The sequence below is a fragment of the Arthrobacter hankyongi genome, assembly GCF_022012395.1.
Lineage (GTDB): Bacteria > Actinomycetota > Actinomycetes > Actinomycetales > Micrococcaceae > Crystallibacter > Crystallibacter hankyongi.
The window spans coordinates 98,927-120,085 of the sequence record NZ_JAKLTQ010000013.1 but is presented as its reverse complement, the minus strand read 5'-3'; the positions used below and the strand labels follow the sequence as shown (position 1 = coordinate 120,085).

General features: G+C 64.4%; 19 protein-coding genes. 2 read left to right on the top strand and 17 right to left on the bottom strand.

Features of this window, described 5'->3' with window-relative positions:
* Positions 1 to 43 precede the first annotated feature (43 nt).
* From LVY72_RS16195 to LVY72_RS16150, 10 genes are all read right to left on the bottom strand, one after another.
* The gene (locus LVY72_RS16195; protein WP_237822749.1) at positions 44 to 916 is read right to left on the bottom strand and encodes a 3-hydroxyacyl-CoA dehydrogenase family protein; all 873 of its coding nucleotides are present in this window, start codon (positions 914 to 916) and stop codon (positions 44 to 46) included.
* On the bottom strand, positions 916 to 2,076 hold the full coding sequence (locus tag LVY72_RS16190) for an acyl-CoA dehydrogenase family protein (RefSeq protein WP_237822747.1): 1,161 nt from the start codon (positions 2,074 to 2,076) through the stop codon (positions 916 to 918). Before LVY72_RS16190 ends, LVY72_RS16195 begins: the two co-directional genes overlap by 1 nt.
* Before the next feature lie 164 nt (positions 2,077 to 2,240).
* A complete protein-coding gene (locus LVY72_RS16185) occupies positions 2,241 to 3,767 on the bottom strand; it encodes a carotenoid oxygenase family protein (protein ID WP_237822745.1) in 1,527 nt (508 codons plus the stop codon).
* 211 nt (positions 3,768 to 3,978) lie between these two features.
* Positions 3,979 to 4,686 (bottom strand): VOC family protein, encoded by a 708-nt coding sequence (locus tag LVY72_RS16180; RefSeq protein ID WP_237822743.1) that lies wholly within the window; start codon positions 4,684 to 4,686, stop codon positions 3,979 to 3,981.
* A gap of 75 nt (positions 4,687 to 4,761) precedes the next feature.
* Complete coding sequence (locus tag LVY72_RS16175) at positions 4,762 to 5,625, bottom strand: crotonase/enoyl-CoA hydratase family protein (RefSeq protein ID WP_237822741.1); 864 nt, start codon at positions 5,623 to 5,625, stop codon at positions 4,762 to 4,764.
* Positions 5,626 to 5,728: 103 nt separating this feature from the next.
* The gene (locus LVY72_RS16170) at positions 5,729 to 7,294 is read right to left on the bottom strand and encodes an ABC transporter substrate-binding protein (protein ID WP_237822739.1); all 1,566 of its coding nucleotides are present in this window, start codon (positions 7,292 to 7,294) and stop codon (positions 5,729 to 5,731) included.
* Between the two features lie 12 nt (positions 7,295 to 7,306).
* The gene (locus tag LVY72_RS16165) at positions 7,307 to 8,317 is read right to left on the bottom strand and encodes an ABC transporter ATP-binding protein (protein WP_237822737.1); all 1,011 of its coding nucleotides are present in this window, start codon (positions 8,315 to 8,317) and stop codon (positions 7,307 to 7,309) included.
* Positions 8,314 to 9,354, bottom strand: a complete 1,041-nt coding sequence (locus LVY72_RS16160) for an ABC transporter ATP-binding protein (protein ID WP_237822735.1) — start codon at positions 9,352 to 9,354, stop codon at positions 8,314 to 8,316. The genes LVY72_RS16165 and LVY72_RS16160 overlap by 4 nt, the downstream gene beginning before the upstream one ends.
* A 3-nt stretch (positions 9,355 to 9,357) precedes the next feature.
* On the bottom strand, positions 9,358 to 10,314 hold the full coding sequence (locus tag LVY72_RS16155) for an ABC transporter permease (RefSeq protein WP_237822733.1): 957 nt from the start codon (positions 10,312 to 10,314) through the stop codon (positions 9,358 to 9,360).
* Between the two features lie 4 nt (positions 10,315 to 10,318).
* Positions 10,319 to 11,278 carry an ABC transporter permease gene (locus LVY72_RS16150; RefSeq protein ID WP_237822731.1) on the bottom strand — a complete coding sequence of 320 codons (960 nt, stop codon included), beginning with the start codon at positions 11,276 to 11,278 and terminating at the stop codon, positions 10,319 to 10,321.
* A 256-nt stretch (positions 11,279 to 11,534) separates the two neighbouring features.
* Between LVY72_RS16150 and LVY72_RS16145 the strand changes: the two genes are divergently transcribed.
* Positions 11,535 to 11,819 carry a hypothetical protein gene (locus LVY72_RS16145; RefSeq protein ID WP_237822728.1) on the top strand — a complete coding sequence of 95 codons (285 nt, stop codon included), beginning with the start codon at positions 11,535 to 11,537 and terminating at the stop codon, positions 11,817 to 11,819.
* Between the two features lie 47 nt (positions 11,820 to 11,866).
* Here the strand turns inward: LVY72_RS16145 and LVY72_RS16140 are convergent, their stop codons facing one another.
* Positions 11,867 to 13,588 carry a class I adenylate-forming enzyme family protein gene (locus LVY72_RS16140; protein ID WP_237822726.1) on the bottom strand — a complete coding sequence of 574 codons (1,722 nt, stop codon included), beginning with the start codon at positions 13,586 to 13,588 and terminating at the stop codon, positions 11,867 to 11,869.
* Between the two features lie 440 nt (positions 13,589 to 14,028).
* On the bottom strand, positions 14,029 to 14,454 hold the full coding sequence (locus LVY72_RS16135; RefSeq protein ID WP_237822724.1) for a universal stress protein: 426 nt from the start codon (positions 14,452 to 14,454) through the stop codon (positions 14,029 to 14,031).
* 112 nt (positions 14,455 to 14,566) lie between these two features.
* Between LVY72_RS16135 and LVY72_RS16130 the strand changes: the two genes are divergently transcribed.
* Positions 14,567 to 15,271, top strand: coding sequence for a hypothetical protein (locus tag LVY72_RS16130; protein ID WP_237822721.1), 705 nt, complete (start codon positions 14,567 to 14,569; stop codon positions 15,269 to 15,271).
* A 199-nt stretch (positions 15,272 to 15,470) separates the two neighbouring features.
* Here LVY72_RS16130 and LVY72_RS16125 read toward each other — a convergent pair whose 3' ends face one another.
* The 5 genes from LVY72_RS16125 to LVY72_RS16105 form a co-directional block, all read right to left on the bottom strand.
* Entirely contained in the window at positions 15,471 to 16,715 is a 1,245-nt protein-coding gene (locus tag LVY72_RS16125) for a CaiB/BaiF CoA transferase family protein (RefSeq protein WP_237822719.1), read from the bottom strand.
* A gap of 47 nt (positions 16,716 to 16,762) precedes the next feature.
* A complete protein-coding gene (locus tag LVY72_RS16120; protein WP_237822717.1) occupies positions 16,763 to 17,719 on the bottom strand; it encodes an LLM class F420-dependent oxidoreductase in 957 nt (318 codons plus the stop codon).
* 212 nt (positions 17,720 to 17,931) lie between these two features.
* A complete protein-coding gene (locus tag LVY72_RS16115) occupies positions 17,932 to 18,882 on the bottom strand; it encodes a winged helix-turn-helix transcriptional regulator (protein WP_237822715.1) in 951 nt (316 codons plus the stop codon).
* The gene (locus LVY72_RS16110) at positions 18,879 to 19,445 is read right to left on the bottom strand and encodes a zinc-binding dehydrogenase (protein WP_237822713.1); all 567 of its coding nucleotides are present in this window, start codon (positions 19,443 to 19,445) and stop codon (positions 18,879 to 18,881) included. Before LVY72_RS16110 ends, LVY72_RS16115 begins: the two co-directional genes overlap by 4 nt.
* A 295-nt stretch (positions 19,446 to 19,740) precedes the next feature.
* Positions 19,741 to 20,766 (bottom strand): LLM class flavin-dependent oxidoreductase, encoded by a 1,026-nt coding sequence (locus tag LVY72_RS16105; RefSeq protein WP_237822711.1) that lies wholly within the window; start codon positions 20,764 to 20,766, stop codon positions 19,741 to 19,743.
* Positions 20,767 to 21,159 lie beyond the last annotated feature (393 nt).

Here is a 21,159-nt window from a genome sequence, read left to right as displayed (position 1 = left end):
GGCCTGTGTGCTGTGCAAGGCAGCCCGGGCGGGACCGCAGCTATCAGTAGCTGTAGAACCCTTCCCCGCTCTTGCGGCCCAGCCGGCCTTCGGCCACCAGCGCGGCGACCTGCGGGTCGGGCCTGTCCGCCTCGTTGCCGGTCTCGGCGTAGGTGGCCTGGGCGATGAAGTCGATGACGTCCAGGCCGACCAGGTCCATCAGCTCGAACGGGCCCATCGGGTGCCCCAGTGCGGTGCGTGCGGTGGTGTCGATGTCTTCCTTGCTGGCGATGCCGGCGGCGGACAGGGCCAGGGCTTCGCGCTGGATGGCGCCCATCAGCCGGTTGGCGATGAAGCCGGGGATCTCGCGGTTGATCAGCACCGGTTCCTTGCCCAGGCGGCGGGCCAGTTCCATGACGGTGTCCACGGTGGCCTGCGAGGTGTCCGGGTGCCGGACCACTTCCACGCATTTCATCACCAGGGCCGGGTTGAAGAAGTGCATGTTGCAGACCCGGTCGGCCCGGCCGGTGGCGGCCGCGACCTTCGAGGAGCCCAGGGTGGAGGAGTTGGTGGCCAGGATGGCGTGGTCCGGGGCCAGCCGGCCGAGCCGGGCGAAGATCTGGCCCTTGATCTCCAGCCGCTCGGTGGCCGCCTCGATCACGAAGTCCGCGCTGGCCGCGGCGGCGTCCAGCTCGGTGGAGAAGTCCAGCCGGCCCAGGGCGGCCTCCGCGTCCGCGGCGTCCAGGCGGCCCTTGGCCACGTTCGCCTCCAGCCGCGCGGACAGATCCGCCTTGGCCTGGGCCAGCATGTCTGCGGAAATGTCCTGGACGGTCGTGTCGTAGCCGGCCAGCGCCGCGACCATGCCGATCTGGCTGCCCATGGTGCCGGAGCCGATGACCAGGATGCGCCGAATGCCGTCGATGGAGGGTGTACTCATCAGCGGAAGGCGGGGATGCCGGTGATCCTGTTGCCCAGGATCAGGGTGTGGATTTCGTCGGTGCCCTCGTAGGTGCGCACGGATTCGAGGTTGTTGGCGTGGCGCAGCGGCGGGTAGTCCAGGGTGATGCCGTTGCCGCCGAGCATGGCGCGCGCCTCGCGGCAGATCTGGATGGCTTCGCGGCAGTTGTTCAGCTTGCCCACCGAAATCTGGTGGGGCTGCAGGGCCCCGGCGTCCTTGAGCCGGCCCAGGTGCAGGGCGAGCAGGAAGCCCTTGTTGATTTCCAGGGCCATGTCCACCAGCTTGGCCTGGGTCAGCTGGTAGCCGGCCAGCGGCCTGTCGAACTGCAGGCGCTCCCGGGCGTAGGCCAGGGCGGCCAGGTAGCTGTCCCGGGCCGCGCCCATGGCGCCCCAGATGATGCCGTAGCGGGCCTCGTTCAGGCACTCGAACGGCCCGCGCAGGCCCTTGGCCCCGGGCAGCACGGCGTCCGCCGGCAGGCGCACGTCGGTCAGCTCGATGTCGCACTGGATGGAGGCGCGCATGGACAGCTTCGGTCCGATCGGGGTGGCGGTGAAGCCGGGGGTGCCGGTGGGCACCACGAAGCCGCGCACGCCGTCCTCGGTCTGCGCCCAGATGATCGCGACCTTCGCCACCGAGGCCAGGCCGATCCAGCGCTTGGAGCCGTTGAGCACCCAGTCGCCCCCGTCGCGGCGGGCGAAGGTCTTCATGGCCCCGGGGTCCGAGCCGGCGGTGGGTTCGGTCAGCCCGAAGCAGCCGATCGCCTCCCCTTTGGCCATGGCCGGCAGCCACTCGGACTTCTGTTCCTCGGAGCCGTGCTTGTGGATGGCGCTCATCGCCAGCGAGCCCTGCACCGAGACGAAGGTGCGCAGCCCGGAGTCCCCGGCCTCCAGTTCCGCGGCGGCCAGGCCGTAGTCCACGGCGGAGCGCCCGGCACAGCCGTAGCCGGTCAGGTGCATGCCCAGCAGGCCCAGCTTCGCCATTTCGGGCACGATCTCCAGCGGGAAGACCGCCTTCTCGTACCAGCCGGCGATGTTGGGCTTGATGGCGGACTCCACGAAGGAGCGGACGGAACCGCGCAGCGCGCGCTCCTCGTCGGAGAGCAGGGAATCGATGTCGATCAGGTCGAATTCTTCAGTCATGGGCTATCTTCCGGGACAAGCCGCGGACGGGCCGCAGCGCAGATTGATGGATCCGTCCCGGCGCTCGACCGGGAACTGAGGTACTGACGAGGCCGCCGGCCCATGGTTCCTGAGTCTGGTTCCATGGGCCGGCGGCGCCGCAATGCTGTCTAACGCAATGCTGTCTAATTGGCGTTGATTTCCCAGTAGTTGTCCGTCAGCTGGCGGTTCTCGCCGTCAATCCGGTCCGCTTCAACCCAGCAGGCATGGGTGCCGGCGGAGATGCGTTCGGGCAGGATGATCGTGCAAACCGGTCCGGCCTCGATGTGGGCCGCGTCGAAGATGACGCACTCGGACTGGTCCTGGACCATGTCGTTGAGGAAGGTGACGACGTACGCGTCGTCCTCGTACGTGAACCCGTCCTTCATCGCCACGCAGACTTCGCTGCCGAAGCGGCCCGGCCCGTATTCGTAGCGCACGGCGGTATTGCTGAACAGGTCGTAGCGCTTCAGGCCGTCCATGACCCAGTCGTGGCTGGAGAAGATGGAGTTGTAGCTGTAGCGGTTCTTGAGCCCGACGAAGTCGTTGCTGACGATCGGGAACTCGGTGACTTCGTCGTCCAGCGAGAATTCCTTGACCTCGCCGGTGCGCATGTTGAACATCCAGCGGTACATGTGCGTATGGGTTGCCTGCTTGTCCAGCTGCCGGGCGATCTTCGCATACACATCATTGGGATCGTCGACCGGCGGCTTGACCGGGTTGTCCCAGATGCAGCCGTCCTGGACGACCCAGTCGCCGTCCTCGAAGCAGTTGGACAAGTGCATGACCCAGCACGGCTTGGCCTCGAACCACCTGACGTCCTCGGTGCGGCCAAAGCGGGGGATGATGCCGAAGCGCGACGGCATCTCTTTGTGGAACTCAAGCTTCCGGGTGCCGTTCCTGAGCATTTCCGGATTGTAGAAGTACGGCAGGTCGTGCAGGATCGAGTAGTTCTTCGTCATGCCCAGGTCGTGCGGCCAGCGCGCGCCGGGCAGTTCGATCGGCACGTAGTGCACCATCTTGTCGTCACGGTTGATCACGCCGTAGTTCATAAAGGGCGCCTTCTCCGGGTAGTTGAAGAAGATCATGTCGCCGGTCTCGTTGTCGACCTTGTAGTGCGAAGCGAGGCCGTCCGGGACCATGCTGGCCCAGTTCTTGTTCACGCCGAAGGTCTCCAGCGTCGTCGGACTCAGGCACCACGGCTCTGATCCCTGCGACATCGAAGCGATCACGTGCCCGGCATGGGCAATGACGTCCGTGCCGGCGTTGTCCTTCATGACACCCATCGAGCCCCAGCCGCGCCGCTGGTAATTGTTCGGCTGCAGGATGCCCGGCCACAGCGACTTCTTAGCCCCCTGCTCGGCCAGGAAGCCGGTGGTGCGCACGAACTTGTTGCGGTATTCGACCTTGCCGGCGTCGAAGCGCATGGCGTGCAGCATGCCGTCGCCGTCGAACGGGTGGTAGATCCCCATCGGCATCTGGGCGTTGTTGTGCGAATTGCGGATGTAGATACCGTTCAGGTCATCGGGCACTTTGCCGATGATCTTCAGGTGCTCCCCGCTGACGCTGTATTCCCTGCCCTGCGGACGGAAGGCGCCCTTGAGCCAGGGGTTGTCCGTCTCGTCTTCGGCGGGAACGCTGATGAAAAGCGTGTCGTCTACCTCGTACATCATTCCTCCTCTGGAACGGCTTCTGCCCATCTGTCCATGGCGGAAGCCGGATGGATCTGAGGGACGGCCAGATGCCGGGATGTTCCCGATGCCGTCTCAAAAATTGGTTGAACCAATCTGTATCCTACAATATCCTGTGATAGAGCTCTCGGTCAAGACAAAACCGGCTCCGGACAGGGAGGTCCGGAGCCGGTCTGCTTGGATGCTGCGGTCGCTAGATCAGTTTGAAGTCGACACCGCCGAGCCGGATGACTTCCCCTGCGCGTGCGCGGTCAGCCGCGCGGCAGTCCACCGAATAGACGCCCAGCACGCCCTCCACCTGCGCAAAGCGCAGGACGGCGGTGGCCAGCTGCACCGACACCCCGTCCCCGCCCACGGTTCCGCCGGTGACGATGGCCCAGCGCCGGGCCATGGCGGCCGGATCGGCCACGGCCAGGTCCACCGCCACAATGTCCCCGACCACCTTGCTGTTGCGGGTTTCGTAGATTTCCGGGGCGAAATGCCAGCTGTCGGCCGGCCGCATCTGGTCGAACTCGGCAATGGTGCCGAAGTCCCGCGGATGCCACTGCGTCAGGGTGCTGCCGTGGTGGTCCTTGTTCACAATCGGCTCGAGCCCCTCGGCCTTGGCCCGGGCAAGCATCGCTTCGGCATCGTCGACCTGCACGCAGACCATGAACCCGGAATCGCCCTTCTTCGCGAGCGACCGCGCCGCGGAGGACTCCGGATTGATGGGCTCGCACACCTCCACGTAGGTGCGGTCAAAACCGAACACCTCATGCTTCATCCCGACCTTGGCCAGTGCCACCTCGTCGCGGAATCCCGCCGGCAGATCGAATTCCTTCCGCGCCCTCAGCAGCGTTCCTTCAAGATCGCCGGTCAGCAGCACGAGCTGGCGGAATTCCGGCAGGACAGGGTTGCTCATGGATTTTCCTCGCTTTAGTTTCAGGTTGCTGTCAGCAGTCTCTGCCGGCCGGACGCGGCAGGCAGCACGACGGCGTTATTTCTTGAACTCGGGTTCTTCCCACCACGGATACGCCAGGGGCGCGTCCTCGGGCAGCCGGCCGGGGAAGACCGGGGGACGCTTCTCCAGGAATGCCTTGATACCTTCCTCGACATCGCGGGAACGGCCCAGACTGAAGTTGACCTTGGAATCGACACGGTGCGCGTCCATCGGGTGGTCCGAACCGGCGAAGCGCCAGATCATCTGGCGAATCATGCCTACCGCCACGGGAGCGGCATTGTCGGCGATCTCGCGGGCCAGCGCATACGCCGCGGGCAGCAGTTCATCGGCGGTATGGATACTGCGCACCAGGCCGGATTCGAGTGCTTCCCGGGCAGGGATCAGCCGTCCCGTCATGGTCCATTCCAGCGCCCGGCTCAGTCCAACCTTCTTCGGCAGGAACCACGTGGCGCAGGCTTCGGGCACGAGGCCGCGGCGGGAGAAAACGAAGCCGATCCGCGCCGTATCCGCCGCCAGCAGGATGTCCATCGGCAGCAGCATAGTGGCCCCCAGGCCGGCGGCGACGCCGTTGATGGCACCGATGACCGGCTTGGTGGACTCGAAGATCTTCAGCGTGATCTGTCCGCCGCCGTCGCGGAAGTCCTCCATGGTGTCGGCCCAGCCGCGCGCCTCGGGATCGAAGGTCTTTGATCCCCCGGACACATCGGCTCCGGCACAGTAGGCCTTTCCGCTGCCCGTGACCACGATGGCCCGGACCTCGGGATCCTTGTCCGCCTCGGCGAACGCCGAAATCAGCTCCTCGCGCATCTGCGGCGTGACCGCATTCATCTTCTCGGGCCGGTTCAGTTCGATCGTCAGAATCTGATCGGCGACCGTGTAGTTAATGGTTTCGTAACCCACTGCAGTTTCTCCTCGTGTCCGAATCGGGCCCGGCATTCCCGCTGTGGGGCCCGGCCCACGTTGTGCCGTGGACCGGGCCCCGTTATTGCCACTTACCGTACAGTTACTTCGTCATGCCCACGCCGCGGAACTCGACCTTGCCGGTCATGTAGCCGTCCAGGCCGACAACTTCCGGTTTTGCCGCGATCGCCGTCATCGACTGGAAGAGCACAACGTTGCTGGCCGGCGGGTGCTCAACGAGTTCGTCGGAGAGCTGGGCCAGCAGTTCGGCCCGCTTCTGCGGATCGACTTCGACCTTCTGCCGCTCGAAGAGTTCGATCGCCCGCTTGGAGGCCATGTTGCTAGGGTTGTTGGAGCCACCCGGCATAAAGATCAGGGCGAGTGTGGACGTCGGATCCGGACGCCCGGTCCAGCGGACGTTGAGCGTGTGGGCTGTCCCGTCACTGTATGCGGCCGTCAGCGCCGCCGCTTCGGTCTGCTCCACCTGAACCTTGATGCCGACCTCTGCCAGCTGCGCTGCCAGCGCCTCGCTGATCCGCGAGCCCGGGCCCGGAACGTTGGTGATCTTCCATTCGAACCCGTCCGGGTAGCCGGCCTCGGCCAGCAGTTCCTTGGCCCGCTTGGGATCGTAGGCGTAGTTCTCTGCCTTGTCGCTGTGGGCGAAATACCCCTCCGGGAACGGCTGGTTAGTGACCTTGCCGTACCCGAAGAGCACGCCGTCCACAATCTCCTGCCGGTCGATGGCCAGGTTGACCGCCAGACGGACACGCTCATCCTTGAGCGCCGGAACCTCGTCGGGATTCATCAGCAGGTTGCCGAAGCCCAGGTCATAGCCTTCGACGACGTTCAGGCCCGCGGCCTTGGCGCCGTCGATCTCCGGCTCGCGGACGGCTCCGGCGTCAGCGCTGCCGCTCTTGACCGCGTTGAGGATGGCAGTGGTGTCCGCCATGAAGCTCATTTCGATCCCGGCCAGGCCCTGCGCCTCAGGATCCCAATAGCCTTCATACTTCTTGACCGCGAACTTGACGCCGGTCTGGTAGTCGCCGTCCATCTCGTACATGCCGGCGCCTACCGGATGGACGTTGATGTTGTCGCTCTTCATGCTCTTGGGGCTGATCATCGCGCCGGCCCGATCGGACAGTTTCAGGACCATGCCGACGTCGGGGTTGTCCATCTTCAGCTCTACCGTGTGCTCGTCCACGACGACGACGTCGGTGATGCTGGCCAGGTCGGTCTTCACGAAGGAGGCTTCGACGTTCTGTCCGTGTTCGATGTTGGCCTTGACCGCCTCGGCGTTGAAGGCGTCCCCATCATGGAAGGTGACGTCCTTCCGAAGCTTCAGGGTCAGCGTTTTGCCGTCCTTGGAGTACTCCCAGGACTCGGCCAGGCCCGGAATGGGGTTGCCGTCGGGGTCGACGTGGACCAGCCGGTCAAAAATCAGGAACAGGGGCACGTTGGCGAACGCCGTATTGACCACATGGGGGTCCATGGTTCCCGGTGCGTTGGGGTAGATGTAGCGCAGGACGGCGTTGGGATCGGTGGCCTCGGCGGCGGCGTTCGTCTCGGCGCCCGCCGGCGCCGGCGGCGGCGCGCAGGAACTCATGGCCAGTGCCAGTGCCACGAAACCTGCGGCAATCAGCCGGCGGGGAACTCTGGGCTTGACAGACATTTTTCTCCTTCGTTACTGGGAAAGTGCGAAAGCTTCGGACGTGGGGGAATTCTCTAAGGGGTGGTAGCACGCCACCGAGGATCCGTCATGGTCGCGGAATTCCGGCATCTTCTCGGTGCAGGCGTCGGTGGCGAACTCGCACCGGCTGGCAAAGGGGCATCCCTTCGGCGGATTGACGATGTCCGGAATCTCGCCGCTGAGGATGGCCGTTTTCCGGCCGCGCTGCCGGACCGGGTCGGCAATCGGTACCGCGGAGAGCAGGGCCCTGGTGTAGGGATGGGCCGGCCGCTCGAAAATCTGTTCAACGGTTCCCACTTCCACCAAATGGCCGAAGTACATCACCGCCACCCGGTCGGAGATATGGCGCACTACCGCCAGGTCGTGGGAGATGAACAGATACGCGACATTCAGCTTCTCGCGCAGCCCCTCCAGCAGGCCGATGATCTGGTTCTGGGTGGAGACGTCCAGCGCGCTGACGGCTTCGTCGCAGACCACGACGGCCGGGTTCAGGGCCAGCGCGCGGGCGATGGCAATGCGCTGGCGCTGACCGCCGGAGAACTCGTACGGGTAGCGCTCCAGGTGGTGGCCGGCGAGGCCGACCAGTTCCAGCAGCTCCGCCACCCGGGCGTCACGTTCCTTGCCCTTCAGCCCTTCGTGCACCTCCAGCGCCTCGCCGACGGTGTCCGCAACCAGGGCGGAGGGATCGAGCGAGGAATAGGGATCCTGGAAAACCATTTGAATGTTCCGGCGCGCCTTGCGCAGTGCCGATCCCTTCAACGCGGTCAGATCCTCACCCTTGAGCGTTACCCGTCCGGCTGCGGGTTCGATCAGGCGCATCAGGGCACGGGCGACGGTGGATTTTCCCGAGCCGGATTCGCCGACCAGGCCCAGCGTCTCGCCCGGCTGGATGGACAGGCTGACGCCTTTGACCGCGCGTATGGGTGCGGCCTTGCCAAACATCTTCTTTTTGCCGGGGAAGCTGACTTCAAGTCCGGCAACCTCCAGGACTGGCTGTTCGCTCATTTGCTCGCTTTCAGGTCGAGTTCACCAACGCGCAGGCAGCGGGAGCTCCGGTCTGCAATCTGGCGCAGGGGCAGCGGGGACTCGGCACATTCGGGGACCGCGTACGGGCAGCGCGGCTGGAACCGGCACCCCGGGGGCATGTCCCACGGCGCCGGCGTCGTACCCGGAATCGAGGCCAGTTCGCTGCGTCCCTGCAGTTTCGGCACCGCACGCAGCAAACCTTCGGTGTAGGGGTGCTTCGGCTGGGCGAAGATCTCGTAGATCCCGGCCCGTTCGACGATCTCACCGGCGTACATCACGGCCACGTCGTCGCAGGTATCGGCGACGACCCCCATGTTGTGCGTGATGAACATCATGGCCAGGCCAAGGTCTTCGCACATGCTCCGCAGCAACTGCAGGATCTGTGCCTGGATCGTGACATCCAGCGCCGTCGTCGGCTCGTCGGCGATCAGCACGCGCGGCTTGCAGGATATGGCCATGGCGATCATGGCCCGCTGGCGCATGCCGCCGGAGAATTCGTGCGGATAGCGGCGCGCCCTGCCGGCGGCGTTGGGAATGCCGACGTCGTCCAGGGATTCGACAGCGCGCTTCCAGGCTTCCTTCGAGGAAACCCGCTTGTGCCGGCGCACCGTTTCAGCGATCTGCTCGCCAATGGTATAGGCCGGGTTAAGGCTGGTCATGGGCTCCTGGAAAATCATCGCCATGCGGTTTCCGCGCATCTGCGAGAGCGCCTTGTCATCCAGGGACTGGATGTCCTCGCCGTCGATCTCGATCGAGCCGCCGGCAATCCGGCTTCCCTGTTTGGGCAGCAGGCGCATCATGGCCAGGCTCGTGACGCTCTTGCCCGACCCTGATTCGCCGACGACGCCAAGGATCTTCCCCGGCGCGATCTCCAGGGACACGTTGTTGATCACCCGCTGCCAGCCGTGGTCCGTGACGAACTCCACGGAGAGGTCCTTGACCGAGACCAGCGGTTTGACCGGCTGCTGCGTTGGTTCCGACGTCTGCAGCAGGACGGCGCCGTTGTCCACATTCATCACTTAGCTCTTTCTCGTCTCGCGTCCAAGGGAGTCGCGCAGCGCATCGCCGGCAATGTTGAATGCCAGCACAACGAGTGCAATCGCGATACCCGGGTAGATAATCAGGAACGGCGCGCGGTCAACGTACGGGAAGGCCCGTCCCAGCATGGCTCCCCAGCTGGCGTCCGGATATTGGGCGCCCATCCCCAGGAAGCTCAGGCTCGCTTCGTTGAGCATCGCCCGGCCGGTCATCAGCGAGACGCCGACGATGAAGGGAGAACGGACATTGCGCAGCACGTGGTCGACGATGATCCGCGAGGTGGGCGTGCCCAGGCTGCGCGATGCCTCGATGTAGGTTTCTTCCTTGACCTCCATCACGCTTCCGCGGACGATGCGCAGGATGTGGGGGGCAAAGACGATGCCGATGGCAACCATGGCGTTGGTCAGCCCGGGGCCAAGCATGCCGACAATGGCAATGGCCAGCAGCAGGCCCGGCATGCTCATCAGCGCGTCATTGACGAACATGATGGCACGGTCGGTCCTGCCCCCCGCGTAGCCGGCGATCAAACCGAACGGCAGCCCGAGCAGGACGCCGATGCCGGTCGCCTGGACCGCGGCCACGAGCGATACCTGGGCTCCGTAGAGCAGCCTGGACAGCACGTCCCGGCCCAGGTCATCCGTACCAAGCAGGTGTTCCGCACTCGGATACTGCAGGATCTGGCCAAGGTTCTGCTTGTTGGGGTCCAGCGGCGCAAGCCACGGCGCAAACACGGCCGTCAGGACCACCAGCAGCAGGAACACCACCGCCACCATGCCGGCACGCTGCTTCAGGAAGCGTTTCTTGAACCGCGCCCACGGCTTCGTCCGTTCCTTGGTGTTGCGGCGGTAGCCGGACTCCCGCTCCTGAATCGCGCGCCGGGTCGCTTCGACCCAGACATCCGCGGTCGGGTCCGGCGTGCGTTCGCTGGTTTCAATCATGGTCTCAACGCACTTTCGGGTTGAAGATTCGGTAGGACAGGTCAACGAGCAGGTTGACTACAAGGACGGAGATCGCAGTCACCAGTACGGCACCCTGGATGACCGGAATGTCGCGCTGCAGGACGGCGGTGATGGACAGCGCACCCAGGCCCGGGATACCGAAAATCTGTTCAACGATGACGGAACCGCCCAGCAGGAACGCGGCCTGCAGCCCGATCACCGTCATCGCGGGAACGCCGGCGTTCTTCAAGGCATGCTTGAGCAGCACGGCCCGCGGCAGCAGGCCCTTCGCCGTCGCCGTGCGGATGTAGTCCTGCTCCAGCACCCCGATCATCGATCCGCGCAACTGCCGGGCAATCTCGGCGGCAGGGGCCGCTGCAAGGGTGAGCGCGGGCATGATGATGAATCGGGCCCACTCCAGCGGGTCCTCCCAGAACGGGGCATAGCCCGAGGACGGCAGCAGCCTGGCGTACAGCGAGAATCCGACCACCAGCATCAGTCCCAGCCAGAACGTCGGGACCGCAACGCCGGCGGAGGCAACCAGGGTGATCAGCCGGTCGACCAGCTTGCCCTTGTTGGCAGCGGCGATGATCGCGGCCGGAACGGCAACCGCCACGGCGATGACCAGGGCGGCAACCGCCAGGCCAAGGGTCACGGGGAAGCGTTCTCCGATCAGTTGGGACACCGGGGTCCCGCCCTGCAGGGAACTGCCCAGCTCACCGGAGACGGCGCCGGCAAACCACCGGCCAAACTGAACGAGCATGTTGTCGTTCAGGCCGAGGCGTTCACGCGTTTCCTCGATCTGTTCATTGGTCGCCTCAGGTCCGGCCGCGGTTACGGCCGGATCACCCGGGACCAGAAGGATCATGCAAAAGGTGATGGCCGAAACCATGGTCAGCAGGGCAAGAGAGCTGCCGAGGCGCTTGAGTACTATCAATTTCCACCACTTCGTGATTGATCTCACAGGCTGACCTTTATACTATTAGTTACGAAGTCAGCCTTGTCAACTATTCACCGCGAACTACCTGAAAAGATTGCAGCTAGCTAGCAGATTATGCGAAACATAGCCGGACCGACGGGTCGCGGATTGATGAACCGACTTCCAACACTGAGAGACAAGAGTTACAAATTTAGAAGTTACCAGCGTCCAGCCAAGTTGGCAGACTTCGCACAATTGCGGGAGCGGCACTACCTCCCTCCCCGCCGACCGGAACCTGCCAATGCCAACCGGCCTGCCGGACGGCTGGTTGGGCGCACCGGCTACGTCCGGTTCAAAGGCGAGCAGCGTTGTCAAGGACCCGGCGACAGCAGCGGCCGATGTTGTAGATCTGTTCCGGGCCGCGCTCGACTCGTCGAGCCACTCCGTCACCGTCGACGGGCAGACGGTGGGGTTTCTTTCAGGCCAACGGGGAAAACGGTGCGGGCCGGCCGCTCTGGAACTCACATCCCTGCAGCGCAAGGGAGCCTCCAAGGCGATCTGCGGCACCGGCTTCCGTGACGAGTAAGCATAGCGGGCACTGGATGTGGCTCGGCGCGCCGTTGACACCGCAAGCTACTGGCCGGTGGCGCTGCCGTCCCCGCCGTTGACCATGCGGCGCAACTGGACCTTCAACGCCTTGCCCGCCGGATTGCGCGGCATGGCCTCGATCAGCTCCAGGAATTCAGGCAGCTTGTATTTGGCGACTTGTTCCTCGTTCAGGAAATCCACCAGTTCGGCCAGGGTCGGCGGATCCGCCTGCCGGCGCGGAACCACGAAAACGCAGGTCCGCTCCCCCAACCGCGCGTCCTTCCTGCCCACTGCCGCCACCTCGGCCACCTTCGGGTGGGCGACGAGCAAGGCCTCGATCTCCGCAGCCGAAATGTTCAGTCCACCGCGGATGATCACGTCCTTGGCCCGGTCCACCAGAATCAACAGGTCGGGGTGGTCCGGGGAGTATTCAAACAGGTCGCCGGTGCGGTAGAAGCCGAGCTCATCGAAGGCATCCCCGGCGCCATGGAGGTACCCGCAGAAAATATTCGGTCCCTTGACCCGCAGCTCACCGTGCCTGCCGGGGCGTGTTACCTCTTCGCCCGTCTCCGTGTCGACCAGCCGGGATTCGCTGCGCCGGCCTACCTCGGTGCGCCAGGGGAAGAGCGGCGAACCCGGCTTGGGCAGGTAGCGGGCGCGGAGTCCCGGGTCCGGTACCGCATCCCGGTCGGCAAACAACTGCACTCCCTCGGTCGCGCCGAAGTAGTTGATGATTTCGACACCGTGGTCGGCCTCCCACCGTTTGATCATCCAGGCGCTCAGCGGCGCGGATCCGGAACCTAGGACCCGCAGCGAGGAAAGATCGTAACGGGTGAAGATCGTGTCATCCGACACCATGTCGTTGAGGATCGTCGGCGGTGCCACGGAGTACGTGACGGATTCCGACTCGATCTGCGCGGCGAAAATCTCGAGGTTGAACGGCTGGTGCAGCACCAGGCGGCAGCCGGTCAGCAGCCAGGGAAGGAACATGCCGGACAGTGCCCCACCGTTGACCATCGGCATCGGGGCCAGCACAACGTCACGGTAGGTCAGGCCGGGAGCGGCCACCGTGGCCGATGCGCTGACCAGCGAATCACCGTGGCCGCGCGGCACGCCCTTCGGGGCACCAGTTGTCCCGGAGGTGAACAGAATCATTGCGCAGTCGTTGGGGTGTGGCTGCAGTGCATGGACATAGGCGCCGTACTCTATGTCGCCGCGCGGACCTTTCAGCACGTCGACCAGATCCAGGCCGTGGCACTGCCCGCCGTCTTCGGCGTGCCAGGCAAATAGCCCGCCCCGGGCCTGCGCCCCCGCCAGGACGGCGGCTGCGTCTTCCCGCAGGTCCCGGCCGGAGAAACCTGCCGTGGTCACAATGGCGTGCACACCGGCTATCGGAGCCAGTTGCGAAAGTTCGTGCCGACGATAGGCAACAGGGTAGGGCGAGAGGATGGCGCCCAGCCTGTTCAGGGCAAGATACGTAATCATCAGTTCCACCGAATTCGGGATCTGGACTCCCACCACGTCGTCCTTGCGGATCCCGTGGCCGTAAAGGATCTCCGCGCAGCGGTCCACTGCCGCCTCGAACTCGGTCCAGGTGAGCCGTAGCGGTGCCTGTCCCATGAAGGCAGCCTTGTTCGGGGCGTCGGTGAGGCATTCCCGGTCGGGGAAGCGGATGACTGAGCGCCGCAGGCAGTCCCCCCAGGTATCTCCGGTCCACCACCCCTGGGCGATGAACTCCGAGACCGCCTGGTCGTCGAAAAGCCGCATCTCTTCAATTCCTCCGATGACTAGAACCTGCCGAACCCTGTGTGCCTGACAGCGTCCGGGCTCCGCCTACCGTTGCCTAGGACGCTACCGGCTGAGCCAGCGCACTTCGAATTTCCGCGTCGACATGACGGGAATCGAGGACGAGGGCATCAAGCAATTGCCCTCCGGGCGTACAAAACCGGGGCCGCTTCTCTACTCAGGTGCCGGACGACAGGTAGTAGGGCCGTGGCGCTATATCCCCTGGTCCCCGGACAATCCTGTCAGTCCCCTGGACATCCGCTGCGATGCAGGCCTTCTGCTGGGAGGGCGAGCGGGAACACTGCGTGCCTCATCGAACCTGGCGTCCAGATCGGCCAGGTCGTCCAGCTTTAGGGGTTGTGTGGGCGGCGTTCTCCCCATTCAAGGCAAATATTCGAGATTGTTACGACTTTCGAAGTGACCTACACAGTCTTCGCGACATAGACATCGCACGGAGCGTGGTGTGTGACGGTATTGGCCACACTGCCAAGCACGCGTCCCAGCCCCTGCATCCGCCGGTTGCCGACGACGATCAGCTTCGCCCCGAGGCGTTCGGCTTCGTCGATAAGCACCTCGTGGGGCTTGCCGGGAATCGCTGCGAAGGTGATCTCCGGGGCGGTTTCGCCCAGTTCCGCGGCGATCTCCTTCGCCAGGGCTTCCGCCCCGGCGCTGTCGGAGACGAGCCACCGGTCATTGCCAATTGCGACCACGCCCTCACCGTCACCCCGTTCATAGGCCGTCACGACCCGCAGGTCGGCACGCATGCCGGCGGCAAGCCGGGCGGCAGTTCGGGCGGCCGTCATGGCCGTTTCACTTCCGTCGACACCGACAACGATGATCTGGGCCATTTCTTGCTCCTTCAGGGGCTGTGTAATCTAGGGAACACTTCGACACTTCATGTCGCCAACAACCACCAATCGCGCAGGTTGCCTCCGCCACTTTAAGCCAGGAGTTTGTCTTATGCCGCATCGTCTGGACACCGTCATCCGCCACTACGTCCTCACCTCGGAGAATCTCGCCGCCACCAGCGGCGAGCTGCACGAGTGGCTCGGTGTGGGGCAGGGCCACACGCACACCTACACGCTCGAATACGGGTTCGTCAACGAGATCATGATGGTCGGCAATTCCTTCATCGAGGTCGGCCAGCCAATCTGGGCCAACCACCGCCTGCACGGGGTACTGGAGGACCGCGGCGGCGAATGCGCGCAGATGGTCGTCCTCCAGACTCAGGACTGCTATCAGCTGCGCGAACGAGCCCTGGCCAGGAATCTGACCTTGACTAAAGACAAGAAATTCCAGGGCCAGAAGGTCATTCAGTTCGATCCCGAGGTTTTCGGGACGCGCCTGGAGACCTACGAGTATGACCTGCCGGACGGCTGGTGGACCGGGCGCCCCGAGACCTACACCCAAAGCACCATCGTCAAAGACATCGTCGGCGCCGATGTCGCAGTCCACGATCCCGAGGCCATTGCCGCGGCCACTGCGGATGTATTTCAGGCAGAACTCGATGCCGGGGCCAACACCGTCAGGCTCGGCGGCAATTACCTGAAATTCGTCCCCGCCAATGGATGGCAAGGGCTCACCACACTGCACCTCACCCCGCTGGATCCGGCCAGGCGCGGGGACACGAAGACAATTTGCGGTACCGAATTCCGTTTCGTCTAGTTCCGGAGCAGGTTTCGCTCAGCCGCAGCGGCACGGGTTGCCCGTCCGAGATCGCCACGATTCCGGACGGGCTGCCTTCCCTTCATGGACGAACGTCATCGGCATGCCCATCGATTCGCCCGCAATCCGCCAAAAGGGCACAGAAGGCCCGCCGGGCACCGTAATGTACGGCACCCGGCGGGCTTTCTGCGCGGCCGGCCTAGCGCGTCGGTGCGGCCAAGGCCCGCCGGGCTTCGACCCGCTTGTCGATTCCCGCGGCAGCAATGGTCGCCTCTATCGCTGCAACATCCCCGGCAGGCACACCGACCGCCTCGAGCTCGGCCCGGGTATCCGCACCCAGATTCGGCGGTACGCCTTGCCCGGTGGCCGGCTTCCCGTTGACCAGGAACCCCGGCGAGGCCAACCGGATCGTCCGGTCCGTATCGACCCGGGTCTCCTCGACGAGACCGAGATGCTTCGCCTGCTCGTCCTCGATCGCCTCCGCCAAGGTCTGCATCGGCGAGGCGGGCAGCTTGCCCTCGGCGCACCTCTTCATCCATTCATCGCGGTCACGCAGGACGGTCAGCCGGTTGACCGCCGCATTGAATTCGATGTGGTTGTTCACCCGGTCGTTAAAGGTGGCGAACCGGCTGTCATCGAGCGCACCGTTGGCCTCGAAAATCTCTTTGAGAAGTTCAAAAGTTTCCGGCCGTTCGCCGATATTGAGGATGAAGGACTTGCCGTCGGCGGCTGTACACGCCAGCATCCCGACGCGGGCCTGGCGTGCGTGGGATTCCCCGGTGTGCGTTCCGGCGGTCACCTGGGCAACGGCTTCACCCATGAAATCGGTCACCGTGCCGAGCATGGGAACGTCCAGGCGGCAGCCCTTGCCGGTGCGTTCGCGGTGGACCAGCGCGGCACTGATCAGCTGGACAGCGCGCATTCCGGTTAGCAGGTCCGAAAACAGCGGGCCGGCAGGGGTGGACCCCTTCAGCGTCATCTCGCTGTACAGGCCGGAGCGTGCCGAGATCACCGAATCGTAACCGGGCTGGTCGGCCATCGGGCCGGTCGGACCAAAGCCGGTAATGGTGCAGTGGATCAGGCCGGGATTAATGGCTTTCAGCTCCTCCGGCCCCAGCCCCAGCCTGTCGAGGACACCCGGCCTGACATTGTCCAGCAGGACGTCGCATGTTCCAACGAGCGTATGCAGGGCACGGCGCCCCTCCTCGCTCTTAACGTCCAGCGCCACACTCTTCTTGCCCCGGTTCCACGAGGCGTACTGCGGGCTCCAGTCCGTCTCGCCACCGCGCATCCACCGCGTGGGGTCCCCTCCCGTGAGCGGATTCTCCACCTTGATGATGGTGGCCCCCAGGTCTGCCAGGGCCCGGGCGGCACTCGGAGCCGAGATGTACTGTCCCATTTCCAGGACCCGCACACCCTCGAGCAGTAGTTGGTCGGCATTCATATAGTTAGTTCTCCTCACGGCTTGGTCATTGGCTGGGAACGGGCGCCCTAGAGCAATTTGGAAATCTCGGTCAGGGTCCGCACACCGCCCGGATCACCGGCTGTGGTCGGGACGATGCAGATCTCGTCGACACCGGCATCGAAGTAGGCGCTGATCCGGGACTCCACATCGCCGATACTGCCGGTGATGCAGGTGACGGCGGCCAGTTCGGCATCGGGCATCGCGGCCCGCAGTTCCTTCGGATGCGGGCGGGTCTTGGCCAAGGCGACCAGGTCGCCAAAGCCGGCCTCGATGAACATGTCGCTGTAGCCGGGGGCGGCCAGATACCCGGTCTTGCTTCGGATCATCTGCTTCAGGTCCTCGGGCGTCGGATCCACCGAGGTCGCCAGCCAGAGTGCGACCGGCGGCTTGGGCCTGCCGGCGGCCTTCGCGGCAGCTGCGATCTGGTCGCACAGCCGGCGCGCCGATTCCACGGTCACCATGTTCAGCAGGACGCGGTCGGCATTGGCGGCGGCAAAGTTAATGGCGCGCGGGCCAAAGGCAGCAACAGCCACCGAGGATCCGGGGGAGGGAAGCCGCAGGTGGTAACCCTTGGTGTGCAGGGTTTCACCGTCGAAATCGACCTTCTCACCCTTCAACAGGCGGCTGACAACCTCAGTGGCTTCCTCGAGCCGCTTGGCCGGCTTCTCACGCGGCTGCCCGTGCCATTCGGTCACGACGACGTTGCTGGAGGTCCCCAGCGCAATATTGACCGGGCGGCCGATCAGGGACGAAGCCGTCGCGGCACTCACGGCAACGTTCACCGGTGTCCGCACGGACACCGCAAACGGGCCCACCGCCGGAGTGATCCTCTTGTTCTGCAGGCCGATAGCCGTGGCCAGGGAGAAGGCGTCGTAGGTCGCCATTTCGCCGATCCACAACTCCGAATAGCCCAGCCGGTCAGCGGCTGCGGCAGTCTCCAGCGCCTCTTCCGCGGGCCGGTCCTGCCACAGACCCAATGTCACATTAATCGTTCCCATAGTCCCTCAAGCCCTTCCATCACTGTCGTTCAACGAGGTCGCCTCCCGCCAACGACCGATGGCCAACTGCACGGAAGGAGCTTCGTTGCCCAGGAACATCTCCAGCTTTTACTATGATTAACGAAGTCAGATATGTCAACGGCAAGCAATAGGAAGGGGATGCGAGGCCCGTAAGCTACGAAACATAAAAAAGGAAGTTACGAATTTAGAAGTTCGAAGCGAACTTCGTGGCGCTTGAGCAGCTTTCCGCAATCACTGCAGGCATACTCGGGGACCAGTTTGCGTCCACAGGGGTCATGGATGATCTCGATGGAGGATTCTTCACCCGTGAGGATGTTCTCGTCCGCCCAGCGCACCACCTGCATCAGCACTCCGGAGAGCGCCCGTCCCTTGTCGGTGAAGCGGTAGTCGGTGCGCCCGCTGCTGCCTGCCAATTCCTGGAGGCGGAAAATCCCGAGCTCGACCAAGCGGGTTAGATGGGTTGACAGGACCGTCGGCGGGGTTCCCAGATACCGTTCGAAGTCGGTAAAGCGCCGGATGCCAATGACGGCAGCAGAGAGTAGGGCAAGGTTCCAGCGGTCTCCCAGCAGCTCCATCATCTCCGGCTGGAATCCGAAATCGTGCTTCATCTCCGCCGTTCGACGCTGACGGTGGCGCCGCGGGCCCGAAACTACGTAGGCGAGCGAGGCCGCAGTACGCATCACGGATGTATCCCGGGTGGTCACCGGAAGGGTGCATCGTCCACAAACCAGATTCGGCATCACGTGATGCCCGCACAGTGAATGGAACAGTTCCGTCCGACGGCCGGGCACGGGCTCAAGCCAATTCCGCTCCCAGGCCCAGGCCGCAACGAAGATCCGCCACGTCGCTTTGCCCGCTTCGGAGAGGCAGTATTCATAGCGGATGCGTCCATCCTTGTAGGGCATCTTGAGCAGCAGCCCGCCATCGGTCATCGCCTTGAGCCGGTTCGAAAGCACAGAGTCCGAAACGTGTACCGCGTCGCGGATCTCCTGATATTTCCGGTCTCCCATAAAGACCCGCTGCAATATCAACAGTGTCCAGTGGTCGCCCAGCAGGGCCAGCGCCCGGCCGGTCCGGGTCTGCCCCGTAGTGTCGGCAGTGCTCTGCCCAATCGTTCCGGTACTCACGTATCCACTCCCAGTTCCCTCACGCCTACGATGCCGCGGCCGATTCCCCTGCCCGCCAGGACATCCACAATTGCCGCAGGCAGATTATCCAAGCCGTGCCGGACGTGAGCAATGGCGCGTATGGCCATCGGCCGCCCTCTGCTTGATCGATGCTGTGCCACGAAGGTCTCCAGCGAAGGTCGCAGCCACGGATGGTCCTCGATCCGCAGCCCCGCCATACTGATTGCCCAACGGATCATGGATCCGGTATTCGCCAGGACGGGTGCGTGCCGGTCCCCGCCGACGGAGGCGATGTAGACGTCCAGCCCGTGCGGTGCGAGCGAATGCAACTGCTCCGCGAGCTCGCGGCTGCGGTCCATCACCAGTTCGACACCGAGTTCATCACGCACGAAGGCAGTCCGTTCCGGCCCCGCTGCACTGGCTACGACAATGGCACCCATCGCCTTGGCAAACTGTACGGCGCCCGCCGTGCGCTCCATGGCGCGCACGGCGAAGTCCGCTTGTTCCAGCCGTGCACCGGGAACCCGTGCCAGCTCGATCCGGCGCTGCCGGGCTACCTCCATGGCACTCCTTGCTGGACAGAATGCACCGCTGCGGCTGCGGTCGCGGACACACCCGAGAACGGCCACGGGACAGCCGAAAACTGAATCAACTCTTCAATTCATAGTAGCTTTCGACGAACTGGTCCGGGAGAAAGCCACGAGATTTAGAAGATAACCTGAAAAACGACTCTATTTATCATAGTAACAATCGTCTCAGATGAACAGCTGCCATCGGCCCACGCAGTTGGGCGGGACGCCGGCGGGCTTTGCCGGCACCCGACCCAACCGGCGACGGCGCCGTCCCCACACCGGCGGCTCAGTCAACCAAGGATTCCGAGCCTGTTCCCACCCGTGGAACAACCTCGTCGCCCAGGCGCTGAATAAGCTGCAGGCTGTCTTCGGCCACGGCCGGCACCAGCACGCCCTCGACACCGATGTCCATCAGCCGGCCGTAGGCTGCCGCGACCTGCTCGCCGGTCCCAATCACCGCCAGCCTCTCCAGCAGATACTCCCGCAACCCCAGTGATTCATACAGGGCAACGTTGGGATTGTCCCCCGCCGTGCCATGGTGTGCAAAGGAATATCGCTCGCAGTATGCACGGGCAGGCTCGGCCAGCTCCGCCGGCACCCGGCCCGACGCCAGATCGGCACGCAATGCATGGTTTCCCGCGACGGAAAGCACGACCTTCACGCTTTCATAGCCCTCTTCCAGGCTCGGAGCAATGGCGGTCCGGGCGACGATCCAGATGCCTACCGAGCCGGGCCGGCGTCCAGCCGCCGCCTCGCCGTCGCGCACCGCCCCGATGGCCGTTGACACATTGACCTGATCAATCCCACCGCCGATGAGCACGGTGTCCGCAATCTCCCCGGCCAGGCGCAACGACCCAGGCCCGCCGGCGGCAAGCACCACGGGAACCTGCCCCGTCGTAAACTGCGCCCCAACGTCCTTGCCGCCAAACCGAGCCGTGCCACCGGCGAACAGGTCGCGGACGGCAGCAATCGACTCCCTCAACTCCGCCAGTTTCGAGGGCCGCAGGCCGCGATGGTGGGCCGCGCTGTCGCCGGCTCCGATTCCGAGGAAAGCACGCCCCCCGGAGAGGTCGTCAAGCGCCGAAACCCCGGCGGCCAGGGCGGCGGGATGGCGCGTAACCGCATTCGTCACCGCCGTGCCCAGGCGTATCCGCGATGTCGCTGCCGCAGCGGCGGCCAGACTGACATACGGGTCACGGAAGTGCGGCGTATCGCCGACCCCCACGCCATAGAGTCCGGCGTCTTCTGCCGCCTTGACCCGCGTCAGGAAGCCATCGAACCCGTCGCTGGCAATATTCACAAGGATCTTCACTAATTCCGGCTCCAATCAAAGAATCGACAGCCGCTCCTCCCCCCGGCCCGACACGGGAAATTTCCCATGGAGGATCTGTGGCGGCAAACCTGTCATCCAACGTAGGGCGCAGCTACGCCGCGATGCCGAGCCGGACGTTCAGGCCCACCAGGTCCGTGGTGTGCGGCGTGTCACTAATTTGTGCATTGGAACGGATGCTATGCCACGTGGCGGAAACGATCAATTATTAAATGTATTGTTGATGGGATTTGCTAGCGCGTGGTTGCCCTAGGGCAGGTTCGTTCCGTGGTCGGGCCCGGTCAGGCCGAAGCAGCCGATGGCCTCGCCGGCCGCCATGCGCGGGAGCCATTCCTGATTGTGCCCCCCGCTGCCGTAGGCCCGGATCGCAGGACT

Excerpts from the sequence above, each read along its gene's own strand:
- LVY72_RS16195 (WP_237822749.1), bottom strand. The coding sequence starts at position 916 with ATGAGTACACCCTCCATCGACGGCATTCGGCGCATCCTGGTCATCGGC.
- LVY72_RS16190 (WP_237822747.1), bottom strand. The coding sequence starts at position 2,076 with ATGACTGAAGAATTCGACCTGATCGACATCGATTCCCTGCTCTCCGAC.
- LVY72_RS16185 (WP_237822745.1), bottom strand. The coding sequence starts at position 3,767 with ATGATGTACGAGGTAGACGACACGCTTTTCATCAGCGTTCCCGCCGAA.
- LVY72_RS16180 (WP_237822743.1), bottom strand. The coding sequence starts at position 4,686 with ATGAGCAACCCTGTCCTGCCGGAATTCCGCCAGCTCGTGCTGCTGACC.
- LVY72_RS16170 (WP_237822739.1), bottom strand. The coding sequence starts at position 7,294 with ATGTCTGTCAAGCCCAGAGTTCCCCGCCGGCTGATTGCCGCAGGTTTC.
- LVY72_RS16165 (WP_237822737.1), bottom strand. The coding sequence starts at position 8,317 with ATGAGCGAACAGCCAGTCCTGGAGGTTGCCGGACTTGAAGTCAGCTTC.
- LVY72_RS16160 (WP_237822735.1), bottom strand. The coding sequence starts at position 9,354 with ATGAATGTGGACAACGGCGCCGTCCTGCTGCAGACGTCGGAACCAACG.
- LVY72_RS16155 (WP_237822733.1), bottom strand. The coding sequence starts at position 10,314 with ATGATTGAAACCAGCGAACGCACGCCGGACCCGACCGCGGATGTCTGG.
- LVY72_RS16145 (WP_237822728.1), top strand. The coding sequence starts at position 11,535 with ATGCCAACCGGCCTGCCGGACGGCTGGTTGGGCGCACCGGCTACGTCC.
- LVY72_RS16140 (WP_237822726.1), bottom strand. The coding sequence starts at position 13,588 with ATGCGGCTTTTCGACGACCAGGCGGTCTCGGAGTTCATCGCCCAGGGG.
- LVY72_RS16135 (WP_237822724.1), bottom strand. The coding sequence starts at position 14,454 with ATGGCCCAGATCATCGTTGTCGGTGTCGACGGAAGTGAAACGGCCATG.
- LVY72_RS16130 (WP_237822721.1), top strand. The coding sequence starts at position 14,567 with ATGCCGCATCGTCTGGACACCGTCATCCGCCACTACGTCCTCACCTCG.
- LVY72_RS16125 (WP_237822719.1), bottom strand. The coding sequence starts at position 16,715 with ATGAATGCCGACCAACTACTGCTCGAGGGTGTGCGGGTCCTGGAAATG.
- LVY72_RS16110 (WP_237822713.1), bottom strand. The coding sequence starts at position 19,445 with ATGGAGGTAGCCCGGCAGCGCCGGATCGAGCTGGCACGGGTTCCCGGT.